This window comes from Proteiniphilum propionicum (assembly GCF_022267555.1).
Lineage (GTDB): Bacteria > Bacteroidota > Bacteroidia > Bacteroidales > Dysgonomonadaceae > Proteiniphilum > Proteiniphilum propionicum.
In genome coordinates, this window is record NZ_CP073586.1 from 129,221 (window position 1) to 148,452 (window position 19,232).

Genomic DNA, 19,232 nt, shown 5'->3' on the forward strand with positions numbered 1-19,232 from the left:
AACACTGATTACTGATTCAAGTTTTCATCTGTTTTTCAATAAAAAGACTTTTCACATCCAGAATTATAATTTATTAAATAAAAAAATATGAAAAAAATAATATTCTTTATACTAGCACTTTCATTATTTTATGCCTGTGATATGGAAGAACTACCAAAAGCTCAGGTATCAAAAAAGCCGGTTTTTGGCAGTGAGACAGGGTTAAAAATGTATACTAACTCTTTTTATGAAGTATTTCCTGGTGCAACCACCATATATTCAAATTCATATTATATTGCTCTAAATCAGGTAATCAAATATTTTACTGAAAACGGATTTAGCCCTGAAGAAAGCAGTGGGTGGAGTTGGGGAACTCTCAGAAACATAAACTACTTTATTGTTAATTGCTCCGATGAGTCAGTTCCATTGGATATTCGCAATAACTATATTGGAATTGCCAAATTCTTCCGGGCCTATTTTTATTTTGAGATGATGAAGCGATTCGGAGACCTTCCGTGGATTGATCATCCACTGGGAGTTGATGATCCATTGTTGTATGCGAGCCGCGACAAACGTTCAGTGATTGTTGAAAAAATAAAAGAGGACCTCGATTTCGCCATTGATAACATCAAGACTAAACGGGATCAGTCATGCTCTACAATAACTTCATCCGTTGCTGCCGCCCTGAAATCCCGAATTTGTCTTTGGGAGGGTACTTATCGTAAATATCACACTTCAGCAGGTTTACAATCCAGCGCTGACCAATGGCTGCAGGAAGCAATAAATGCTGCACAATATGTGATGAATTCCGGATATTCTATCTATACGGATGCAGGTATAGACAAATCGTATCGCCAATTGTTCGTCAGCAAGGTACCCATTTCAAGTGAAGTACTATATGCAGTTACTTTTAATGGTTCTTTGGGTATTGTTCATTCTGGCAACAGAAGATGGACATCAGTAACATTAGGATCTTGTCCTTCGTTGACACGTTCTTTCGTCAACACATATCTGATGAAAGATGGTACAGCATTTACAGATAAGGTTGATTATGCGGCGATGCCTTTTACGGAGGAGTGCAAAAACAGAGACACGCGGCTTTCCCAAACAATAATAACTCCTGGATATACGCGCATCTCGGGAGGGAGAACCATACAAACTCCACCGAATTATGCTTATGCCATAACGGGATACCATACCTGCAAGTTTACCCTGGATGACACTCAGTACGACAATGTTGACATCTGTGATAACAATGTAATATTGTTCCGTTACGCGGAGGTATTGCTGAATTATGCCGAGGCAAAAGCAGAGATGGGAACATTAACTGACGACGACTGGAGCAAAACAATTGGTAAACTTCGTTCACGTGCTGGTATAACGGGTGGACTGAATCAAAAACCGACAAAGGTTGATCAATATTTAAAGAACCGTTTTTTTTCAAATATCAGTAATCCGGAAATCCTGGAAATTCGTCGTGAGCGTGCCATTGAACTTTCTTTTGAGGGATTCTCATGGTCTGATATTTGCCGATGGAAAGTTGGAGAGCTGGTTACCAATGTTTGGGATGGAATTTACGTTCCTGAACTTGATGTTCCCTATGACATGAATGGAGATGGTACGTTAGACGTTTGTTTTACAAAAAATTTAACTCCTAATAAAATACCTGGCGTATATTATCTGTATGTTGGTGAAAAACTGGCTAACGGAGCAATCAATAACGCTCAACTTGATAGCGACGGGCATACATTGGTGTTTATGAAGGACCAAAAGCGAACCTGGAATGATAAATTATATTTCTATCCAATTCCAGCCGTTGATCTTGTTAAAAATCCAAATCTCGGTCAAAATACGGGATGGTAAATAAGTCATTTGGTTTTCGCTTGTATAATTCAGTAAAAAAAACCCCTTACACTGCAAGCTAACCAAAATTTGTATAATATAACATGCGAATGTTTAATTGAATATTAACCTGCTCTGTAAAAGAAGCTGAGAAAAGAGAAACCTTCATGTGCAAATGACGGTTTGGATAAAAGTTTGGCTCTTCTATCTATTTCGTCATTTGCAAAAGGTTAAGTAATGCAAAATTAACAATATTGCCAAGCAGGTAATTTCGTTATTAATTCACTATAAAGCACGAGAATTGTACTTTATATTTGTCATATTAAAATATTCAGAACCCATCTATTAAGATTGACGGATTTCCATATTTATCATATTGTAGATTTTTCCGAAAAATATTATCTTTGTTCAAATCAATAGATGTTCCGGCAAGTTAATTGCCAGATATATATTTTAAGAACCGGCAAAGCTGCAATAGAATGAAAAAATCGACGTTAGTAATCTCTTTTTTAATATTAATAACAGGACTTGGTGCTCTTGTACTCTCTTTTTTGTCTGTAAACGATATCAACAGGACCAAAGCGGAAAGACCGCTGGTATTATCTATGACCGCATCGGTAGATGTTCCTGAAAACATGGAGTTCGCTGGAGAGAAGATCTCCTTCGACCGTTACGATAGACGGGAAAGGATGGACAGGGAGCTAAACAGTTTTACCTATTTTCATTCCACCACCCTCTTACTTTTCAAGCGTGCAAATAGAATTTTCCCTGTTATTGAACCAATTCTTAAAAAAGAGGGAATACCGGATGACTTGAAGTATCTGGCAGTAATTGAAAGCAGCCTCGACTACAGAGCTGTTTCACCGGCTCGGGCAGCAGGATTATGGCAGTTCATTCAAAGTACAGGCAAACAGTACGGACTGGAGGTAACATCAGATGTGGATGAACGGTATCACGTGGAAAAATCTACTGCTGCCGCCAGCCGCTACCTTAAGGATGCATATCGCAAATATGGTTCATGGAGCGGTGCGGCGCTATCTTATAACGGCGGACAGGCACGCATTACAGGCGAGCTGGACAAACAGGGGGTGGACAACCCGCTCGACCTTTGGCTGGTGGAGGAGACTACGCGATACTACTACCGAATGCTGGCTATCAAGCTTATTTTTGAAAATCCCCAGAAATATGGATTTGTAATAAAGCCCGAGCATCTCTATAAGCCGGTAAAATTCAAGGAGGTGAAAGTATCATCATCGATACCTGACCTGCCAGATTTTGCCAAACAGCACAGCATAACCTATGCGCAGCTGAAAGATTTCAATTCGTGGCTGAGAAGTACCAGGCTGAGTAATGCTTCAGGAAAAACCTACACCATACTCATTCCTGACCGTGAAAGTCTATATTACAGGAAAGGAGAAAAACCGAAAGTACATGATCCTGCATGGATTGTTCAGTAAACTTTTTTGGTTATCACTTGTTTAAAAAAATTATGACTCCTGAAAATGAACAGATACATGTGTACGGCGCACGCGTGCACAATCTAAAGAATATTGACGTAACCATTCCGCGCGATTCTCTTACGGTAATCACGGGACTTAGCGGAAGCGGTAAATCGTCTCTTGCTTTCGACACCATCTTCGCCGAAGGACAACGCCGCTATATTGAAACATTTTCGGCATATGCCCGCGGATTTCTTGGTAAGATGGAACGACCCGATGTGGACAAGATCACCGGATTGAGCCCCGTTATCTCTATCGAACAAAAAACCACCAACAAAAACCCGCGTTCTACCGTGGGTACCACTACAGAAGTGTATGACTTCCTTCGCCTGCTATATGCACGTGCAGGAGAGGCATACTCCTACATAACAGGTGAGAAGATGGTGAAATATACCGAAGAGCAAATACTTGAACTGATCCTGGAAAAGTATATCGGGAAAAAAATATATATCCTTGCCCCGGTAGTTAGAAACAGGAAAGGGCATTACAAGGAGCTTTTTGAACAGATCCGCAAAAAAGGTTTTCTCAACGTGAGGGTCGACGGGGAGACCAGGGAGATTATTCCCGGCATGCGTGTGGACCGTTACAAAAACCACAATATAGAGATCCTTATAGACAAACTGGTTGTCTCCAACAAGTTCGCAGACAAGCTTAAATCGAGCGTACGCACTGCAATGAAGCAGGGATCGGGACTAATACTCATACAGGATGTAGACGCTGGCGATGTACGCCATTACAGCCGTAGCCTTATGTGCCCTACTACGGGATTGTCATACAATGAGCCGGCACCCCATAACTTTTCATTTAACTCTCCACAGGGAGCTTGTCCCAGGTGCAAAGGTATGGGGACAGTTGATCAGATTGACCTGGAAAAAATTATTCCCAACCCGGGACTGAGCATCGGCGCAGGCGGAATTGTCCCTCTTGGGAAGGAGCGTCCCAGCATGCTCTTTTGGCAGATAGCTGCCATATGCGAAAAATATGGTGTCACGCTGAAAACGCCCATTAAGGATATTCCACAGGAGGCAATTGAAGAAATCATGTACGGTACCGCTGAGCGACTTAAAATAAAAAACGAATCGCTGGGGAATTCAAATTACATGGTTTCCTACGAAGGGGTTGTCAAATATATTGAGATGCAGCAGGATGAAGATGCATCGGCAACAGCTCAGAAATGGGCCGGGCAGTTTATCACCACCTCGGTATGCCCCGAGTGCAACGGCCAACGTTTGAACAGAGAGGCGCTTCATTTCATGATTAACGGAAAAAATATTGCGGATCTGTCTGAAATGGATATCCGGGAACTTTACGACTGGTTCAAGGGCTTTCAGGCTAAGGTGTCTGACAAACAGCGACTCATTTCCGAAGAGATAAGAAAAGAGATCCTCACACGCCTGCAGTTTCTGCTGGATGTGGGGCTGGGCTACCTTTCGCTATCGCGAGCATCGGCATCCCTTTCGGGAGGAGAAAGTCAGCGCATACGCCTGGCCACGCAAATTGGCTCGCAGCTGGTGAATGTGCTTTATATCCTTGATGAACCGAGCATCGGCTTGCATCAGCGAGACAATCACCGACTTATAGATTCATTGAAAAAACTGCGCGATTTAGGCAACTCGGTCGTAGTGGTGGAGCACGACAAGGAGATGATGCTCGCATCCGACTACATAGTTGATATGGGCCCCTTCGCGGGTCAGAAAGGCGGCGATGTGGTATTTGAGGGCCTTCCATCGGAAATGCTTAAAAGAAACACGCTAACCTCTAACTACCTTAACGGAAGGCTTGAAATTGCCGTCCCCAAAAAAAGGCGTGAGGGAAACGGAAAAAAATTCATAATCGCAGGTGCAACAGGCAACAACCTTAAAAGTGTGACAGCGGTTTTTCCGCTTGGTACATTAATATGTGTGACAGGCGTTTCTGGAAGTGGAAAATCGACATTGATAAATGAGACACTGCAACCAATCCTAAGCCGTAAATTTTACCGGTCACTTAAAGAACCTCTTCCCTACAGTTCCGTAAAAGGTATAGAGCATCTTGATAAAGTAGTAAGTGTGGACCAGTCGCCAATAGGCCGTACCCCCCGCTCCAATCCGGCCACCTATACAGGTGTTTTTTCCGATATCCGTTCTCTTTTCGCCGGAATGCCGGAAGCCAAGATACGTGCATACAAACCTGGACGGTTTTCGTTTAATGTGAAAGGAGGCCGGTGTGAAAAATGCAATGGCAACGGTTACAAAACCATTGAAATGAATTTCCTGCCCGATGTGATGGTACCATGCGAGGTTTGTCACGGGAAACGCTACAACCGTGAAACGCTCGAGGTGCGCTTCAAAGGAAAATCTATTGCAGATGTGCTGGATATGACCATTAACCAGGCGGTTGAATTCTTTGAAAATGTACCCAACATTCTGCACAAGATAAGGGTTTTACAGGAGGTTGGATTGGGCTATATAAAGCTTGGGCAATCCTCCACTACACTATCGGGAGGGGAAAGTCAGCGAGTAAAGCTGGCAACAGAGCTGGCGCGAATAGATACTGGCAATACGCTATATGTACTTGATGAGCCTACCACGGGACTCCATTTCGAAGATATCAGGGTACTGCTGGGGGTACTTAACAAGCTTGTTGACAAAGGCAATACGGTGATAGTGATTGAACACAACCTCGACATAATCAAATGTGCCGATCATATTATCGACATGGGACCCGAAGGGGGCGAAAAGGGTGGCGAGATACTCTTTTCGGGAACACCTGAAGAGATCATAAGCAGTAAAAAGAGCTACACAGCATCTTATCTAAGAAGTGAACTGCATCAGGCTGCTGTTGAAATTGTAGAAAGTTAAAAACAAATTCACCATGAACATTTAGTTAGAGTCTTTGTTTACTATCAGAGAGAGAGGAAGGTACAATATAGAAAAAAAGTATTTTATTATTAATAATTATTTTAAATTATAAATATATATGGCAAATATCACATTTAAAGGCAACCCCGTTCATACTACAGGTGATATGCCCGCAATAGGGATATCAGCTCCGGGCTTCACACTAGTAAAAAGCGACCTTACAGAGGCTAAGTTATCGGATTTTAGAGGAAAGAATGTTGTACTCAATATCTTCCCGAGTCTTGATACCGGTGTATGCGCAGCCTCGGTACGCCGTTTTAACAAAGAAGCCGCGTCGCTCGATAATACGGTGGTGCTTGGTATTTCTGCCGACCTGCCTTTTGCAGCAGGAAGATTCTGTTCTGCAGAAGGCATAGAAAATGTTGTTACACTTTCCGCTTTCCGTGATACTGCGTTTGGCAGTGATTACGGATTACTGATGACCGATGGACCTTTGAAAGGCCTTTTAGCACGCGCTGTGGTTGTGGTAGATCCAAACGGAAAAGTAGTATATACGGAACTGGTTTCTGAGATTGCACAGGAGCCGGATTATCATTCTGCAATCAACTCGATAGTGTAGTTTGTTTCATGAAGATTGTGTTAACAAGAGAGGTCTGCGAAGTGATTCGCGGACCTTTCACTATTTAGATCCCTGGCATCTGTAAAGGTATAAAATAATCGTCCACAAAATGTTAAAGCTACGTTTCTTTTTATTACTTTTGCAGTAAACGTGATAATTATATCAACCATTCAAATTGCTATTATAACAGGTTGATCGAAGTCGGCATGGCAAAGCGCGAAAAAAATTAAACATGGCTAAAAAGAAGAAAAGGACTTTAAGAAAAAAAACGACATCCTCCCAAAAACAGGAAAATGAGTTTATTACATTTTTGAAAAGTGAACGCTTACGATTCATTATGGGGGTAGTTGTCGCTTTCATCGGCATTTTTATGCTGCTGGCGATAATTTCGTTTTTCTTCACGGGTGCCGCCGACCAGAGCAAGGTGCTCAATAAATCATTTATGCAGCTTATACGTTCAAATGTTCCGGAGGTGGACAACTGGACAGGTGCAGGCGGAGCCTATATTGCCGAGATTCTTGTAAACGATTGGTTTGGTATTTTCTCGACGCTTATTCCAATATTCCTTATTTATATTGGATTGCGTATGATGAAGGTATCAGATTTATCTTTCCTGAAAGCACTCTTCATTACCACGTTTGGCGTTATTTCAGGTTCCATAGCCAGCGCTTTTATCCTGGACCGCATCTTCCCCGGGACACACATTAAATGGGGCGGAACGCATGGTATCCAGATTGAACAGATTCTTGACAGCAGTGTAGGATGGCCTGGTATTGTTTTGATTATACTCCTGTTTATTGTGATTGTAGCAGTGCTCATCCGCAAAAGCTCCATGTACAAGATCCAGCAAAAGCTTGTAAACAGCAAACCTTCATTTACCATGCTAAATGATGAAGAGCAAACTTCCACAGACGAATGCGAAATTCCTGAATCAGATGAAGAAAAAAAAGCTGGATTGATTAAACGGTTCTTTGCTTTTTTGAAAAAGTCAAAACGGAGAGAAGTTGAATCGGCAGAAGATGAAAATGAGGGGTTAGATATTGCGGCCCCGGCTGCAACGGCCTCTGCATCCAGGTCGAAGACGCATACAGGAAAAGACCAGCACATAATGAGTGATGAATTCGAAGTGATTGTCCCTGGCGATAATGAAGCAGCTGTAGCCTTCCATCCGGAAAATGATAAAGAGCCCTCTGAATACCTTGAAGATGATAAGAATGAACCTCTTGAGGAATACGATCCGAAAAGGGATCTCTCATCTTTCAAATTCCCCACACTTAACCTTCTTAAGGTTTACAATACAGGTGACAGGGGCGTGGATATGAAAGAACAGAATGAGAACAAGGATAAAATCATTAATACACTACGCAATTATGGAATCGAGATAACCTCCATAAAAGCGACGGTAGGACCCACCATCACTCTCTACGAGATTGTTCCTCAAGCAGGAGTCCGCATCTCAAAGATTCGAAATCTGGAAGATGATATCGCGCTAAGCCTTTCGGCATTGGGTATTCGCATTATTGCGCCCATGCCAGGAAAAGGGACCATCGGTATTGAGGTTCCCAATAAGGAACCACAGATAGTTTCCATGCAATCGGTCATCTCCTCCAAAAGATTTCAGGAGTGTAGTTATGACCTACCGGTGGCATTGGGTAAAACCATCACAAATGAGGTGTTTATCTTCGACCTCACCAAAATGCCGCACCTGCTGGTAGCCGGCGCAACTGGTCAGGGAAAGTCGGTAGGATTAAATGCTATAATCACCTCACTACTATACAAGAAGCATCCTTCTGAGATGAAGATGGTGCTTATTGACCCCAAAATGGTGGAATTCAACATATATTCTACCATAGAAAAACACTATCTGGCAAAGCTCCCCGATGAAGAAAAGGCTATCATTACCGATGTGACAAAGGTGACGCAGACATTGAATTCACTGACCAAGGAGATGGACGACCGCTATGAGTTGCTTATGAAAGCACATGTTCGCACGGTAAAAGAGTATAACGATAAGTTTGTCAAAAGAAGGCTAAATCCGGAAAAAGGGCACAGATACATGCCATATATTGTGGTGGTGATTGATGAGTTTGGCGACCTGATAATGACTGCCGGCAAAGAGATTGAAATGCCCATCGCACGAATTGCCCAGAAGGCGCGAGCCGTGGGTATACACATGGTGATTGCAACACAACGCCCCACCACCAACATCATAACCGGAACCATAAAAGCTAATTTTCCGGCGAGGATGGCTTTCCGTGTAACATCACAGATCGACTCGCGAACCATTCTGGATATGAGCGGTGCCAACCAGCTCATCGGACGCGGTGATATGCTATTTTCACAAGGCAGTAACCTTATCCGTATTCAATGCGCATTTGTAGATACTCCCGAGGTAGAAGAGATTGCACAATATATTGGCAAACAGCAGGGTTATGATAAGGCATTTCCTCTGCCAGAAGTTCTCACAGATGCTGAAACGGTTCCAGGGGCGGTTGACCTAAACGACAGAGATGTACTCTTCGAAGAGGCAGCAAGGCTTATTGTAGTCCAGCAGCAAGGCTCCACATCACTTATTCAAAGAAAATTCTCCATAGGGTACAATCGCGCGGGAAGGCTGATGGATCAACTGGAAGCTGCCGGCATAGTTGGAGCCGTTCAGGGCAGTAAGCCTCGTGAGGTGTTTATCCAGGACGAATATTCATTGGAGAAGCTTCTTGATTCGCTACGTTGAACTGCATTTGAAGGAGGGTTCATTTAAAAATTAAACCACAGCTTCGCTTTTTTGTCTACCTTTATAACATCGGTTAAACGTTCTATTAAATAACCGCTCATGATTGTATTAATTACTATAGTTTAGCGTGATGAATGATTTCGACTAAACTGTCAAGCTGCCGGTGTTTGGCTACCCGTTCCGGCACACGTCCAACTAAAGTTAGATATTTAAATGTTGTATAACAATTGACTTGAATTTTCATATAAAAACAGAAAAGATAATGAAAAAAAACATCCTAACAGTTGCTGTTTTCTTTTTTGCTCTCACTGCCTACCCCCAAAACTCAGGAGAAGCAAAAGCTATTCTGGACAGAGCATTTGCCGCCTTTGAGGCATCAGCCGGCATTAAGTTATCGTTCAAGTCGGCTACCGTAGACAAAGACGGAGCAGAGTATGAAACACAGTCGGGTGAAGCCATTATAAAAGGAAACCGGTTCAAAATACAGACGGATGCAGCGGATATATGGTTCGATGGTGAAACTCAGTGGATTTTGATAAAAGAGGTGAATGAAGTAAACATAATCAACCCCACAGGGCAGGAGTTGGCATCAATCAGCCCTTTGGCACTGCTTGGAATGTACAGAAACGGGTACAAGTTGAAAGCACCTGTATCGAAAACAGTGAACGGTAAAAAAGTTAATCAGATAGATATGGTACCTGTAACCGGGAACAACGATTTCAAAGCTGTTTCCATAGCTGTTGACATGGCCTCAAACAACATTGTTCAGATAATTCTCACCATGGGTAACGGGATGAAAAACAGGATAGAAATCTCTGAGTGCAACTCAAATTATAAATTCATTGATTCGGAGTTCAGGTTCGATAAAAACAAGCACCCCGGAGTTGAAATTGTTGATCTAAGGTAAGGTGATATTTTCCATCTAACTCAGATAGATAATGGTAATATCAGTTTCAAGAATAGAAGAATAGTTGTATCTTTGAACCAATAATTAACCCTTAAGCCTCTTCTCTTTTTAACATTGAGAGGGGCTTTTTAAACATAAACATATTATATGAGAGATAAAGTTCGCTGTCTGATCATCGGGTCGGGACCTGCTGGGTATACGGCTGCTATTTACGCTTCACGTGCAAACCTGGAACCTGTTATTTACGAAGGAATGGAGCCGGGAGGACAACTAACAACCACCACCGAAGTGGAAAATTTCCCAGGCTATCCCGAAGGAATTACCGGTCCGGAGATGATGGAAGACCTAAAGAAACAGGCACAGAGATTTGGCACTGAAATATTCCCGGGAAGGGCAACAGCGGTAGATTTCTCTGTACGCCCCTTTAAGGTGACTATCGATAATGAACATGTGATAGAGTCTGATACTGTCATAATAGCCACCGGTGCTACCGCAAAGTACCTCGGGCTTGACGATGAAAAGAAGTATGCAGGGCAAGGCGTATCGGCCTGTGCAACCTGCGACGGGTTTTTCTATCGCAAGAAAAAAGTAGCTGTTGTGGGTGGAGGCGATACTGCCTGTGAAGAAGCCAGCTATCTATCGGGCCTGGCCGACAAAGTATATATGATTGTACGCAAACCCTATCTGCGTGCATCAAAAATTATGCAGGACCGGGTGATGAACAATCCAAAAATTGAGATCCTTTTCGAACACAACACTATTGGCCTCTTCGGTGAAAGAGGGGTGGAAGGAGCTCATCTGATCAAGCGGATGGGTGAACCCGGGGAGGAAAAAGTTGATATTGCCATTGACGGTTTTTTCCTTGCCATTGGACATACTCCAAACACCAAAATTTTTAAAGATTATCTTGAACTTGATAATGCAGGATATATCAAGATAGACAATCCATCATCGAAAACCAATATCGAAGGTGTTTTTGCCGCAGGAGACGTTGCCGACCCGCACTACCGTCAGGCAGTTACTGCTGCCGGCATGGGTTGTCGTGCTGCTATCGATGCTGAACGGTATCTGGCCGAAAAGGGATTATAATATCACTTCTATTGCCGACACAAAAAATTTATATTACATTTGCCTGCAAATAGTGCTTTTCCGGGTCATGAAAAAATTTATACCATTTACATATATGTTGTTATGGGGCGTTTCTCTCTTTGCCCAGCAACTGGAAGGAACGTTTAAAAACGGATTGGATTCTCTCACGTTCGATGGTGAGAATATAGTGTTCCGGATAAGTGGATTCGGCGGGTTATCTTCAGCTCAGGTGGGTGAAGGCTCTTATGAGTACAACGACGATTACCTCTTTATTCACACAAGAGATTTTTCAGGGGAAAGATCTGTTTTTCAGGAGCTGGAAGGTTCCAGAACAGATACCTGTGTGGTAAAAGTGGTAAGCTTGTACAATTACCCGATTGAAAATATTTTAGTTGAGTCACTCAACAAATCCGATAAAAATATTGAGGCAAAAGTGACCGGTGACGACGGGAAAATTATTTTGACTCAGAACAACAAGATATCTTCAATAGCCGCCTCATCGATAGGTTACAACTCAATCTCATTCAATTACACACAGGGAAAAGATTACCTGGTAAGGCTCGCGGAACATGAAATAGTTGAGAATAGAACAGTTATTTTCAAAATTCAGCCCATTGATGATGAAACTATATCCGTTCTGTTGTTAACGGATAATTTTGATGAAGGAAAGAACAGGGACAAGGAACTGAAAAAGCTGGAGAAAAAAGCCATGAAAAACAACATGCTTGATAAAAGGCTGAAAAAGGTATATATACCCCATAGAATGATTCATTAGCTACGACAATATTTTTTTCACCATCTCTGAAATGGCCCTGCCCTCTGCCCTCCCTGCTAACTGTCTGGATGCCACACTCATCACCTTGCCCATCTCCTTTAAGGAAGTTGCGCCGGTTGCTGAGATAATTTCCTTCACGGCTGCCTCCAGTTCTTCCAAAGAGAGCTGGGCAGGAAGAAACTCACGGATCACATTCATCTGAGCAATCTCGCTTTCTGCAAGATCAGCCCTGTTTTGTGAAGAATATATGCTGGCACTATCGTTTCGCTGTTTCACCATCTTTTGTAAAATTGATAATTCGGTTTCGCTGGTTAGTTCACCTGTTGCGCCTTTAGCTGTTTTAGCTTCCAGCAATTCTTTCTTTATTCCTCTCAATGCTTCAAGCCTGATCTTATCTTTTGCCAGCATCGCTTTCTTTATCTCTTCGCTAATAGTTTCAAAAAGTGACATATTTCTCTGTTTTTTAATAAAATTGATATCCAGTTATTATGGTTTTGTATTCTCAGGTGAGTCAATCGAAAAGCGAGGATGACTGTTGATACGCGTCAGATTGAAATACACGTGGATTGAAGCCTGGCTCGCGTTTAAATACCGGGGTTTTCTCAAGCGCTTCCAGCACCTTGTCATCATCCAGCTCATCAATGGTAAGAACAAAAGGATCGAGTTTGGATTTAACTGCTGTAAGCGCTTTCAGGCCGGTCTTCCCATAATATTTTTCAATAAGCTCCTTGTCTTTCTTCTCCTGAGCCAGTTTTGCATCCCTTTCAATCTGCAGGCGTATCACCTCCGATCTGGACTGTTCTTCCTGCTGCTCTTCAATACCCGGGACATTTGCTATCGAGAAACCGGTAGCAAGCAGAGTAACCTTTACCTCTTCAATAAGCGACCCGTCAACGGCTGCCCCCCAGATAACCTCTATCTCCCTACTGAACTTCGACATAAAGTCGTGCAGCGAGTTCATCTCTTCCATCATCAGCGGACATTCCTCACCAAACGAAAGATTAATCAGTATTTTCTTGGCACTGAATACATCGTTATTATTGAGCAGCGGAGAGTGCAATGCATTCTTTATAGCATCGTTTACCCTGTCACCACCCTTACCTAGGCCACTACTCATTATGGCTACTCCTCCATCTTTCAAAGTTGTATTCACATCGGCAAAGTCGAGGTTCACATGACCGTGAACAGTAATGATCTCAGCTATACTTTTCGCTGCTGTTGCCAGAGTATCATCAGCTTTGGCAAAAGCGTTCAGCATCGTCAGGTCGCTGTAGATATCACGCAGGCGCTCATTGTTTATAACCAGCAGTGCATCCACATTTTTTGCCATCTCTTCTACTCCCTTCAATGCCTGCACAATTTTTCTCGGGCCTTCAAACATAAAGGGAATGGTAACTATACCCACCGTAAGAATACCCATATCTTTTGCTACATGTGCAACCACGGGTGCAGCACCTGTTCCGGTACCTCCTCCCATTCCGGCGGTGATAAAAACCATCCGAGTGCCATCATGAAGCAGTTCCTCGATAAGATTAATACTCTCTTCGGCAGCTTTTTTTGCAATTTCAGGTTTATTACCTGCGCCCAGCCCACCAGTAGTGTTTCCCCCCAGCTGAACCTTTACAGGGACAGGGGACTCCATCAGTGCCTGATTATCGGTGTTGCACAATGCGAAAGAGACATCATGTATGCCTTCCTGAAACATATGATTCACCGCGTTACCTCCGCCACCTCCCACACCTATAACCTTTATGATAGCATCAGTGCGGTTCTCTATCTGAAAATCCAATATATCGTCATTCATCTCTTACTGTAAAACGCTGTTATTCATCATCCTCTTCAGTAAAAATACCTCCGAAAACATCTTCCATCATTGAAAGGAATCTTCCCTCCTGCTTTGTCTTTTTATCCTTCTTCTCGTTTTTTTGCTTTTTCTTTTTCCCTCCAAACCAACCGGAAGATCCGGTCTCGTCATCTTCCAGTTCTCCTTTTTCAGGTGAAACAGATACATTAAGCTCACAATCTTCATCACCAAATATAAGCATACCAAGCGCCTGTGTGAAAGACGGGTCACTGACAAGATCGGGCGAGTTATTGATAAATGTCTTCCTAGCTGTACCATTACGTACCGGCATTTTTAATTTTTCCGCAAGATAAAGATCAAGATTCTTAAGTTGCGATGCCCCGCCAGTAATAATCACACCTGACCCAAGCCTGCCTTCATAACCCGACAACGATACCTGTTCCCTTATATTAGCGGTTATCTCATCGAGACGCATCACAATAACTTTGTTCAGTTCGGCGAGGTCGATATCAGGTTTAGCTGTTGAAGAAAAGGGAGATGCTAAAACTGTTCCTTCTTGTTTCTCCATCGCTTTGCCGAATTTTTTCTTCAACTGTTCTGCATCATTTTCAGTAAAGTTAAGTGCACAGATATCTTTTGTGATGGTTCTTCCCCCAAAGGGAATTACCACCATCCTGCGCAATATTCCGTCTTTATATACTGACAACGTGGTTGTTCCCGCGCCGAAATCCAGAAAAACGCAACCCAGCTCTTTTTCTTCATCGCTTAACACGATAGAGGCTGAAGCAATTGTACCTACAATATAGTCAGCTATCTCCAGCTCGGTCTTTGATGCGATACTCTTCTCAATATTTGAAAGAAGATTGGGACGCCCTATAATCAGTTCAAACCCGGCCTCAATCTGTGAGCCGGTTACCCCAACAGGATTGCGTTCCGGTTTATCGTCTATATAATATTCTACATCGGCAACACTGTAGTTGCGTTTTAGTTCAGGTTGAAATTTTTCAGCTGCTTTGCGCAACTGTGCCACAATCACTTCAGTTACCATACCTGAAGAGAGGTTCAACATTTCATTGAATTCAAGCGTATGCAATGATTGTCCCGCAAGAGAGACATACACCTTGCCTATTTTTCGCCCCATACTGTTCTCCAGCATCATAACCAGCTTCTGCAGATTAGCACCTGCCTGTTCAATATTGTACACCATGCCTCTGCGTATGGAATTGTCGGAGTCTATTGAGCCACTTGCTAAAATGGAGATGACCCCATTATCATTTCTGCGCCCCACAACTCCCTTTATTCTGGAGGTTCCAAAATCAATTACAGCTATAAATCCTGATTGCGTCATATTTTCGATCGATAATCCTTATGGTTATATCATTGTTTAACAAACATTCCAGCTTTATCTTTTGTTTGCATTTTAACATCATTTGCAAAGATAAACTCAATAATTCCTACATATAAAGAAAGGTCCGAAACCGGTGTTGATATTTTTTCAAATATACACTCAATAATTGCTACCCCGCAATAAACACCGAGGCATGAATTCATACTACTTCCTTGTGCAAACTACCTGGTTGTCATATTTCAAATTAATTTCAGAGTAACGGTTCCATCCCAATACGTTTAGACCGCCATCCACAAAACGTGAAAATTTAGCCAGTTTTGCAGGATAATCGTCCAGGCTGCCCATTATTATCCTGAAATCTCCTGCACGGGGGATCAACTCAACATCTCCGTTCTGCCGTACCACTATCTGGTCTACCCATGCATTCCAATAGCGATTGGCATTAAGAAACATCGCAAAATCATACAGGTCGTTTTGTGCAAATTCCTCATCAATAGCTCCAGTAGCGACAGGCACATAAACTGCAAAGTTGACAGATACCGGCATTATCTGCCTGTCGTCATCAACATAGTAGCTTCCGTTCACATCTGATATAACCCTCAACACCGGTTCACGTTGATATATTGCAGCCACAATGAAACCTCTTGACGTGGTAAACACCTCTGCCGACTCCACCAGCTTGTTGGTAAGTATTGTATCGCGGATTGACAGGGTGTTTATCTCCCTGAATGTTCTTCCTACTGGATACAGATCGTATCTTTTTACCAGGTTCACGATATCCTGCTTACGCACGAACTGTGTTTCGGAACTGTCTTTAATGATCACTTCAAAACCCTCACACAACTTGTTACGCGATGAAACCCTGAAATAAGAAACTGAAAAAATCAGGTAACCTATTACCACCACGGCTGCAAGAATGAGAAGAAATTTTTTCATTGATCACATTTTAAGAGTTTATATCTTTTTATATGTTTGATGCCAATTATACTTCTGTAAATATTTATTTAACTCCCAGCAAACATAGATTAACAGTGTAAAGTCTCCATAAGTCATAATACACATATAATTAGCAGATTACATATATTATTGCAACTTCTTTTCCATACTGTTGAATAAACTCAATAAATATCAAGCTCCAATCAAAAACCTCTTTTTCAGCAACCTGTCTATATCAGGAAGCAACCTGTCAATATCTCCCGCCCCAAAGGTAACCAGTACCTCAAGAGGCTTATTACCCAACAACCCAAGAAGCTCTGACTTTTTGCAAAGCACCTTCTCCGGAGAGCTTATTTTATCGTAGATTATCTGCGATGAAACTCCATCAATTGGCTCTTCTCGTGCAGGGTATATATCAAGTAGTATAACATCATCAAGCAACGATAAACTTTTTCCGAAATCATCGGCAAAGTCGCGAGTACGTGAATATAGGTGAGGTTGAAAAACGGCTGTCACCTTCTTTCCCGGATAGAGTGCCTTGATTGACTGAATTGCTGAAGACAACTCCTTGGGATGATGAGCATAATCGTCTATGAATACAATACTTTGCGTCTTAATCCGAAAATCGAACCGTCTTTTTGTACCATCAAAAGAGGAGATTGCTGCACGAATCTCTTCGGGTTTAACTCCACACAGTTCAGCAGCGGCGATAGCTGCCACGCTGTTCTCAATATTTACCATTACCGGCACACCAAGTGAGATATCTCTGATTGTCCCAAAAGGGGACGTATAATCGAACAATATCTCTCCGTTCGCTGAACGAATATTCCCAGCGTGGAAGTCTCCTTCCGATCCGGAGTAGCTCCAGACCTTCACTGTGTCGCCGGTACGGGGAGTCACCAGGGCATCTTTTTTCAAAATCAGGTGCCCGTTCGGACGTATCAGCGATGTAAATTTCTCAAAGCTCTCTCTGTATGCCAGTTCCGTACCATATATATCGAGATGGTCGGGGTCGGCTGAAGTAACAATAGCTATCCATGGATTCAGCCAGTGGAACGAGCGGTCATACTCATCGGCCTCAACAACAGTAATATTGCTCTTGCCGGAGAGCAGCAGATTATTATTGTAGTTTTTCATAATCCCGCCAGTGAAAGCACTACAATCCACATGCGACTGCCTCAACAGATGGGCTGTCATTGCCGACACGGTTGTCTTACCATGAGTCCCGGCTACACATACAGCATCACTCGATGAAGTGATCAATCCCAATAGTTGTGCACGTTTCATAACGTTATATCCATTTTCCCTGAAATAGAGCAGTTCCTTGTGGGAAGCAGGTACAGCAGGTGTATAGACTACAAGAGTTTTCTCTTTACAGGTAAACTCTTTGGGAATATCATCCACATTCTCCTCATAATGCACAAAAGCGCCCTCCTCACGAAGTGAAGCTGTAAGCACAGTCTCTGTGCGGTCATAACCTCCCACTCTCTTCCCTCCAGAAAGAAAATAACGGGCAAGGTTACTCATGCCAATGCCTCCGATACCTATAAAATATATTGATTCATAACTCATACTACTTCGCTTAATTCGACTCTTTATGATTGTTGGTTTACAGCGTTCATGCTGATTACGGAAGATTGTTCTGAATGTTTACTCTGAATGTTTATTGTGACCCAATCTGTCCCGAAAAACTATCTTCTCTATTTCGTCAACGATGCGTTCAGCCGAATCGTGCTGAGCCAGCTTTAAGATATTATCTCTCAGGCTTTTCAACTGCCTGTCGTCTCTGACAAGGGAAATTGCCACACCGAACAGTAGATCTGTAGCCTTGTTATCCGGCACCATTACTGCGGCATCTTTGTCTACCAGAGCCTTGGCATTTTTTGTTTGATGGTCTTCAGCTACATTGGGCGAAGGCACCAAGACAACAGCTTTGCCAAGCAGGCTGAACTCCGACACCGATCCTGCACCGGCACGTGATATCACCAGGTCTGCCACTGAATAGGCCAATTCCATCCTGGAGATAAAATCCATAAGATGCACGTTAGGTGGGATTTTCCCTTCAGCCTGCAGTATCTGCATCTCTTTATAGTAATACTTCCCGCATTGCCAAATCACCTGCAGATCATCTACTTCAGCCAGTTCAGGCAAAGCACCTGCAATGCTTTGGTTCAGTGTGCGTGCACCCAGGCTACCGCCAACCATCAGAATGGTTCTCTTACCGGGATCGAGACGGAAAAACTTATATCCCTCTTCTCGGTTCTCTTCCGTAGTCACCAAATCCTGACGGCAGGGATTTCCGGTAAGCACAATCTTTTCTTCCGGGAAAAACCTCTCCATACCCTCATAAGCAACGCAAATAGTAGCTGCATGTTTTGCCAGTATTCTATTGGTTACGCCGGCATATGAGTTCTGTTCCTGCAGCAATGTGGGTACTCCTTTCCCCGAGGCTGCCTTCAGTATGGGACCACTGGCATATCCTCCAACACCAACAGCAATATCGGGTTTAAAGTCATAAATGATACGGCGGGCCCTGTTCATACTTTTTAGCAGTTTTAATGCGACGGGAATATTCTTTAGTGGGTTTTTACGGTTAAAACCCGAAACAGGCAATCCAATAATTTTGTATCCGGCCTCCGGAACCCGCTCCATCTCCATACGGTCAACAGCGCCCACAAAAAGTATTTCACTGCCAGGCCATCGTTTCTTTACAGCGTTTGCTACAGATATTGCCGGAAAAACGTGCCCTCCAGTGCCGCCTCCGCTCACTATTACCCTGGGTGCCGGTTGAAAGTTCTCCGGAACAGCGTCTGAATCAGGTTTCGACCTGTATGAATTGCTCATTAAGATTTCTTTTTAAGAA

Annotated in this window: 14 protein-coding genes; 8 read left to right on the forward strand and 6 right to left on the reverse strand. The window is 42.9% G+C overall.

Annotated features, from left to right (window positions below; genetic code table 11):
• The first annotated feature begins 87 nt into the window (after positions 1 to 87).
• The 8 genes from KDN43_RS00440 (at position 88) to KDN43_RS00475 (ending at position 12,281) form a co-directional block, all read left to right on the forward strand.
• Positions 88 to 1,842 (forward strand): RagB/SusD family nutrient uptake outer membrane protein, encoded by a 1,755-nt coding sequence (locus KDN43_RS00440; protein ID WP_238867738.1) that lies wholly within the window; start codon positions 88 to 90, stop codon positions 1,840 to 1,842.
• A 458-nt stretch (positions 1,843 to 2,300) separates the two neighbouring features.
• Positions 2,301 to 3,278 (forward strand): lytic transglycosylase domain-containing protein, encoded by a 978-nt coding sequence (locus KDN43_RS00445; protein WP_238867739.1) that lies wholly within the window; start codon positions 2,301 to 2,303, stop codon positions 3,276 to 3,278.
• Between the two features lie 32 nt (positions 3,279 to 3,310).
• Positions 3,311 to 6,160 carry an excinuclease ABC subunit UvrA gene (gene uvrA / locus KDN43_RS00450; protein WP_238867740.1) on the forward strand — a complete coding sequence of 950 codons (2,850 nt, stop codon included), beginning with the start codon at positions 3,311 to 3,313 and terminating at the stop codon, positions 6,158 to 6,160.
• 118 nt (positions 6,161 to 6,278) lie between these two features.
• Positions 6,279 to 6,779: a thiol peroxidase gene (gene tpx / locus KDN43_RS00455; RefSeq protein ID WP_238867741.1), complete on the forward strand. Its 501-nt coding sequence runs from the start codon at positions 6,279 to 6,281 to the stop codon at positions 6,777 to 6,779.
• Positions 6,780 to 7,011: 232 nt separating this feature from the next.
• Positions 7,012 to 9,510, forward strand: a complete 2,499-nt coding sequence (locus KDN43_RS00460; protein ID WP_238867742.1) for an FtsK/SpoIIIE family DNA translocase — start codon at positions 7,012 to 7,014, stop codon at positions 9,508 to 9,510.
• A gap of 262 nt (positions 9,511 to 9,772) precedes the next feature.
• A complete protein-coding gene (locus tag KDN43_RS00465) occupies positions 9,773 to 10,417 on the forward strand; it encodes a LolA family protein (RefSeq protein WP_238867743.1) in 645 nt (214 codons plus the stop codon).
• A 147-nt stretch (positions 10,418 to 10,564) separates the two neighbouring features.
• Positions 10,565 to 11,506, forward strand: coding sequence for a thioredoxin-disulfide reductase (trxB, locus tag KDN43_RS00470; protein WP_238867744.1), 942 nt, complete (start codon positions 10,565 to 10,567; stop codon positions 11,504 to 11,506).
• Between the two features lie 67 nt (positions 11,507 to 11,573).
• A complete protein-coding gene (locus KDN43_RS00475; protein ID WP_238867745.1) occupies positions 11,574 to 12,281 on the forward strand; it encodes a hypothetical protein in 708 nt (235 codons plus the stop codon).
• Here KDN43_RS00475 and KDN43_RS00480 read toward each other — a convergent pair whose 3' ends face one another.
• The 6 genes from KDN43_RS00480 to murG all read right to left on the reverse strand — a co-directional run bounded on the left by KDN43_RS00480 (position 12,282) and on the right by murG (position 19,213).
• Complete coding sequence (locus tag KDN43_RS00480; RefSeq protein WP_238867746.1) at positions 12,282 to 12,731, reverse strand: GatB/YqeY domain-containing protein; 450 nt, start codon at positions 12,729 to 12,731, stop codon at positions 12,282 to 12,284.
• A gap of 61 nt (positions 12,732 to 12,792) precedes the next feature.
• Positions 12,793 to 14,085, reverse strand: a complete 1,293-nt coding sequence (gene ftsZ, locus KDN43_RS00485; RefSeq protein ID WP_238867747.1) for a cell division protein FtsZ — start codon at positions 14,083 to 14,085, stop codon at positions 12,793 to 12,795.
• Between the two features lie 19 nt (positions 14,086 to 14,104).
• Entirely contained in the window at positions 14,105 to 15,433 is a 1,329-nt protein-coding gene (gene ftsA, locus KDN43_RS00490; protein WP_238867748.1) for a cell division protein FtsA, read from the reverse strand.
• A 204-nt stretch (positions 15,434 to 15,637) separates the two neighbouring features.
• Positions 15,638 to 16,369, reverse strand: a complete 732-nt coding sequence (locus KDN43_RS00495) for a cell division protein FtsQ/DivIB (RefSeq protein WP_238867749.1) — start codon at positions 16,367 to 16,369, stop codon at positions 15,638 to 15,640.
• A gap of 192 nt (positions 16,370 to 16,561) precedes the next feature.
• Positions 16,562 to 17,941 carry a UDP-N-acetylmuramate--L-alanine ligase gene (gene murC, locus KDN43_RS00500; RefSeq protein ID WP_238867750.1) on the reverse strand — a complete coding sequence of 460 codons (1,380 nt, stop codon included), beginning with the start codon at positions 17,939 to 17,941 and terminating at the stop codon, positions 16,562 to 16,564.
• A gap of 78 nt (positions 17,942 to 18,019) precedes the next feature.
• The gene (gene murG, locus KDN43_RS00505; RefSeq protein WP_238867751.1) at positions 18,020 to 19,213 is read right to left on the reverse strand and encodes an undecaprenyldiphospho-muramoylpentapeptide beta-N-acetylglucosaminyltransferase; all 1,194 of its coding nucleotides are present in this window, start codon (positions 19,211 to 19,213) and stop codon (positions 18,020 to 18,022) included.
• Positions 19,214 to 19,232 lie beyond the last annotated feature (19 nt).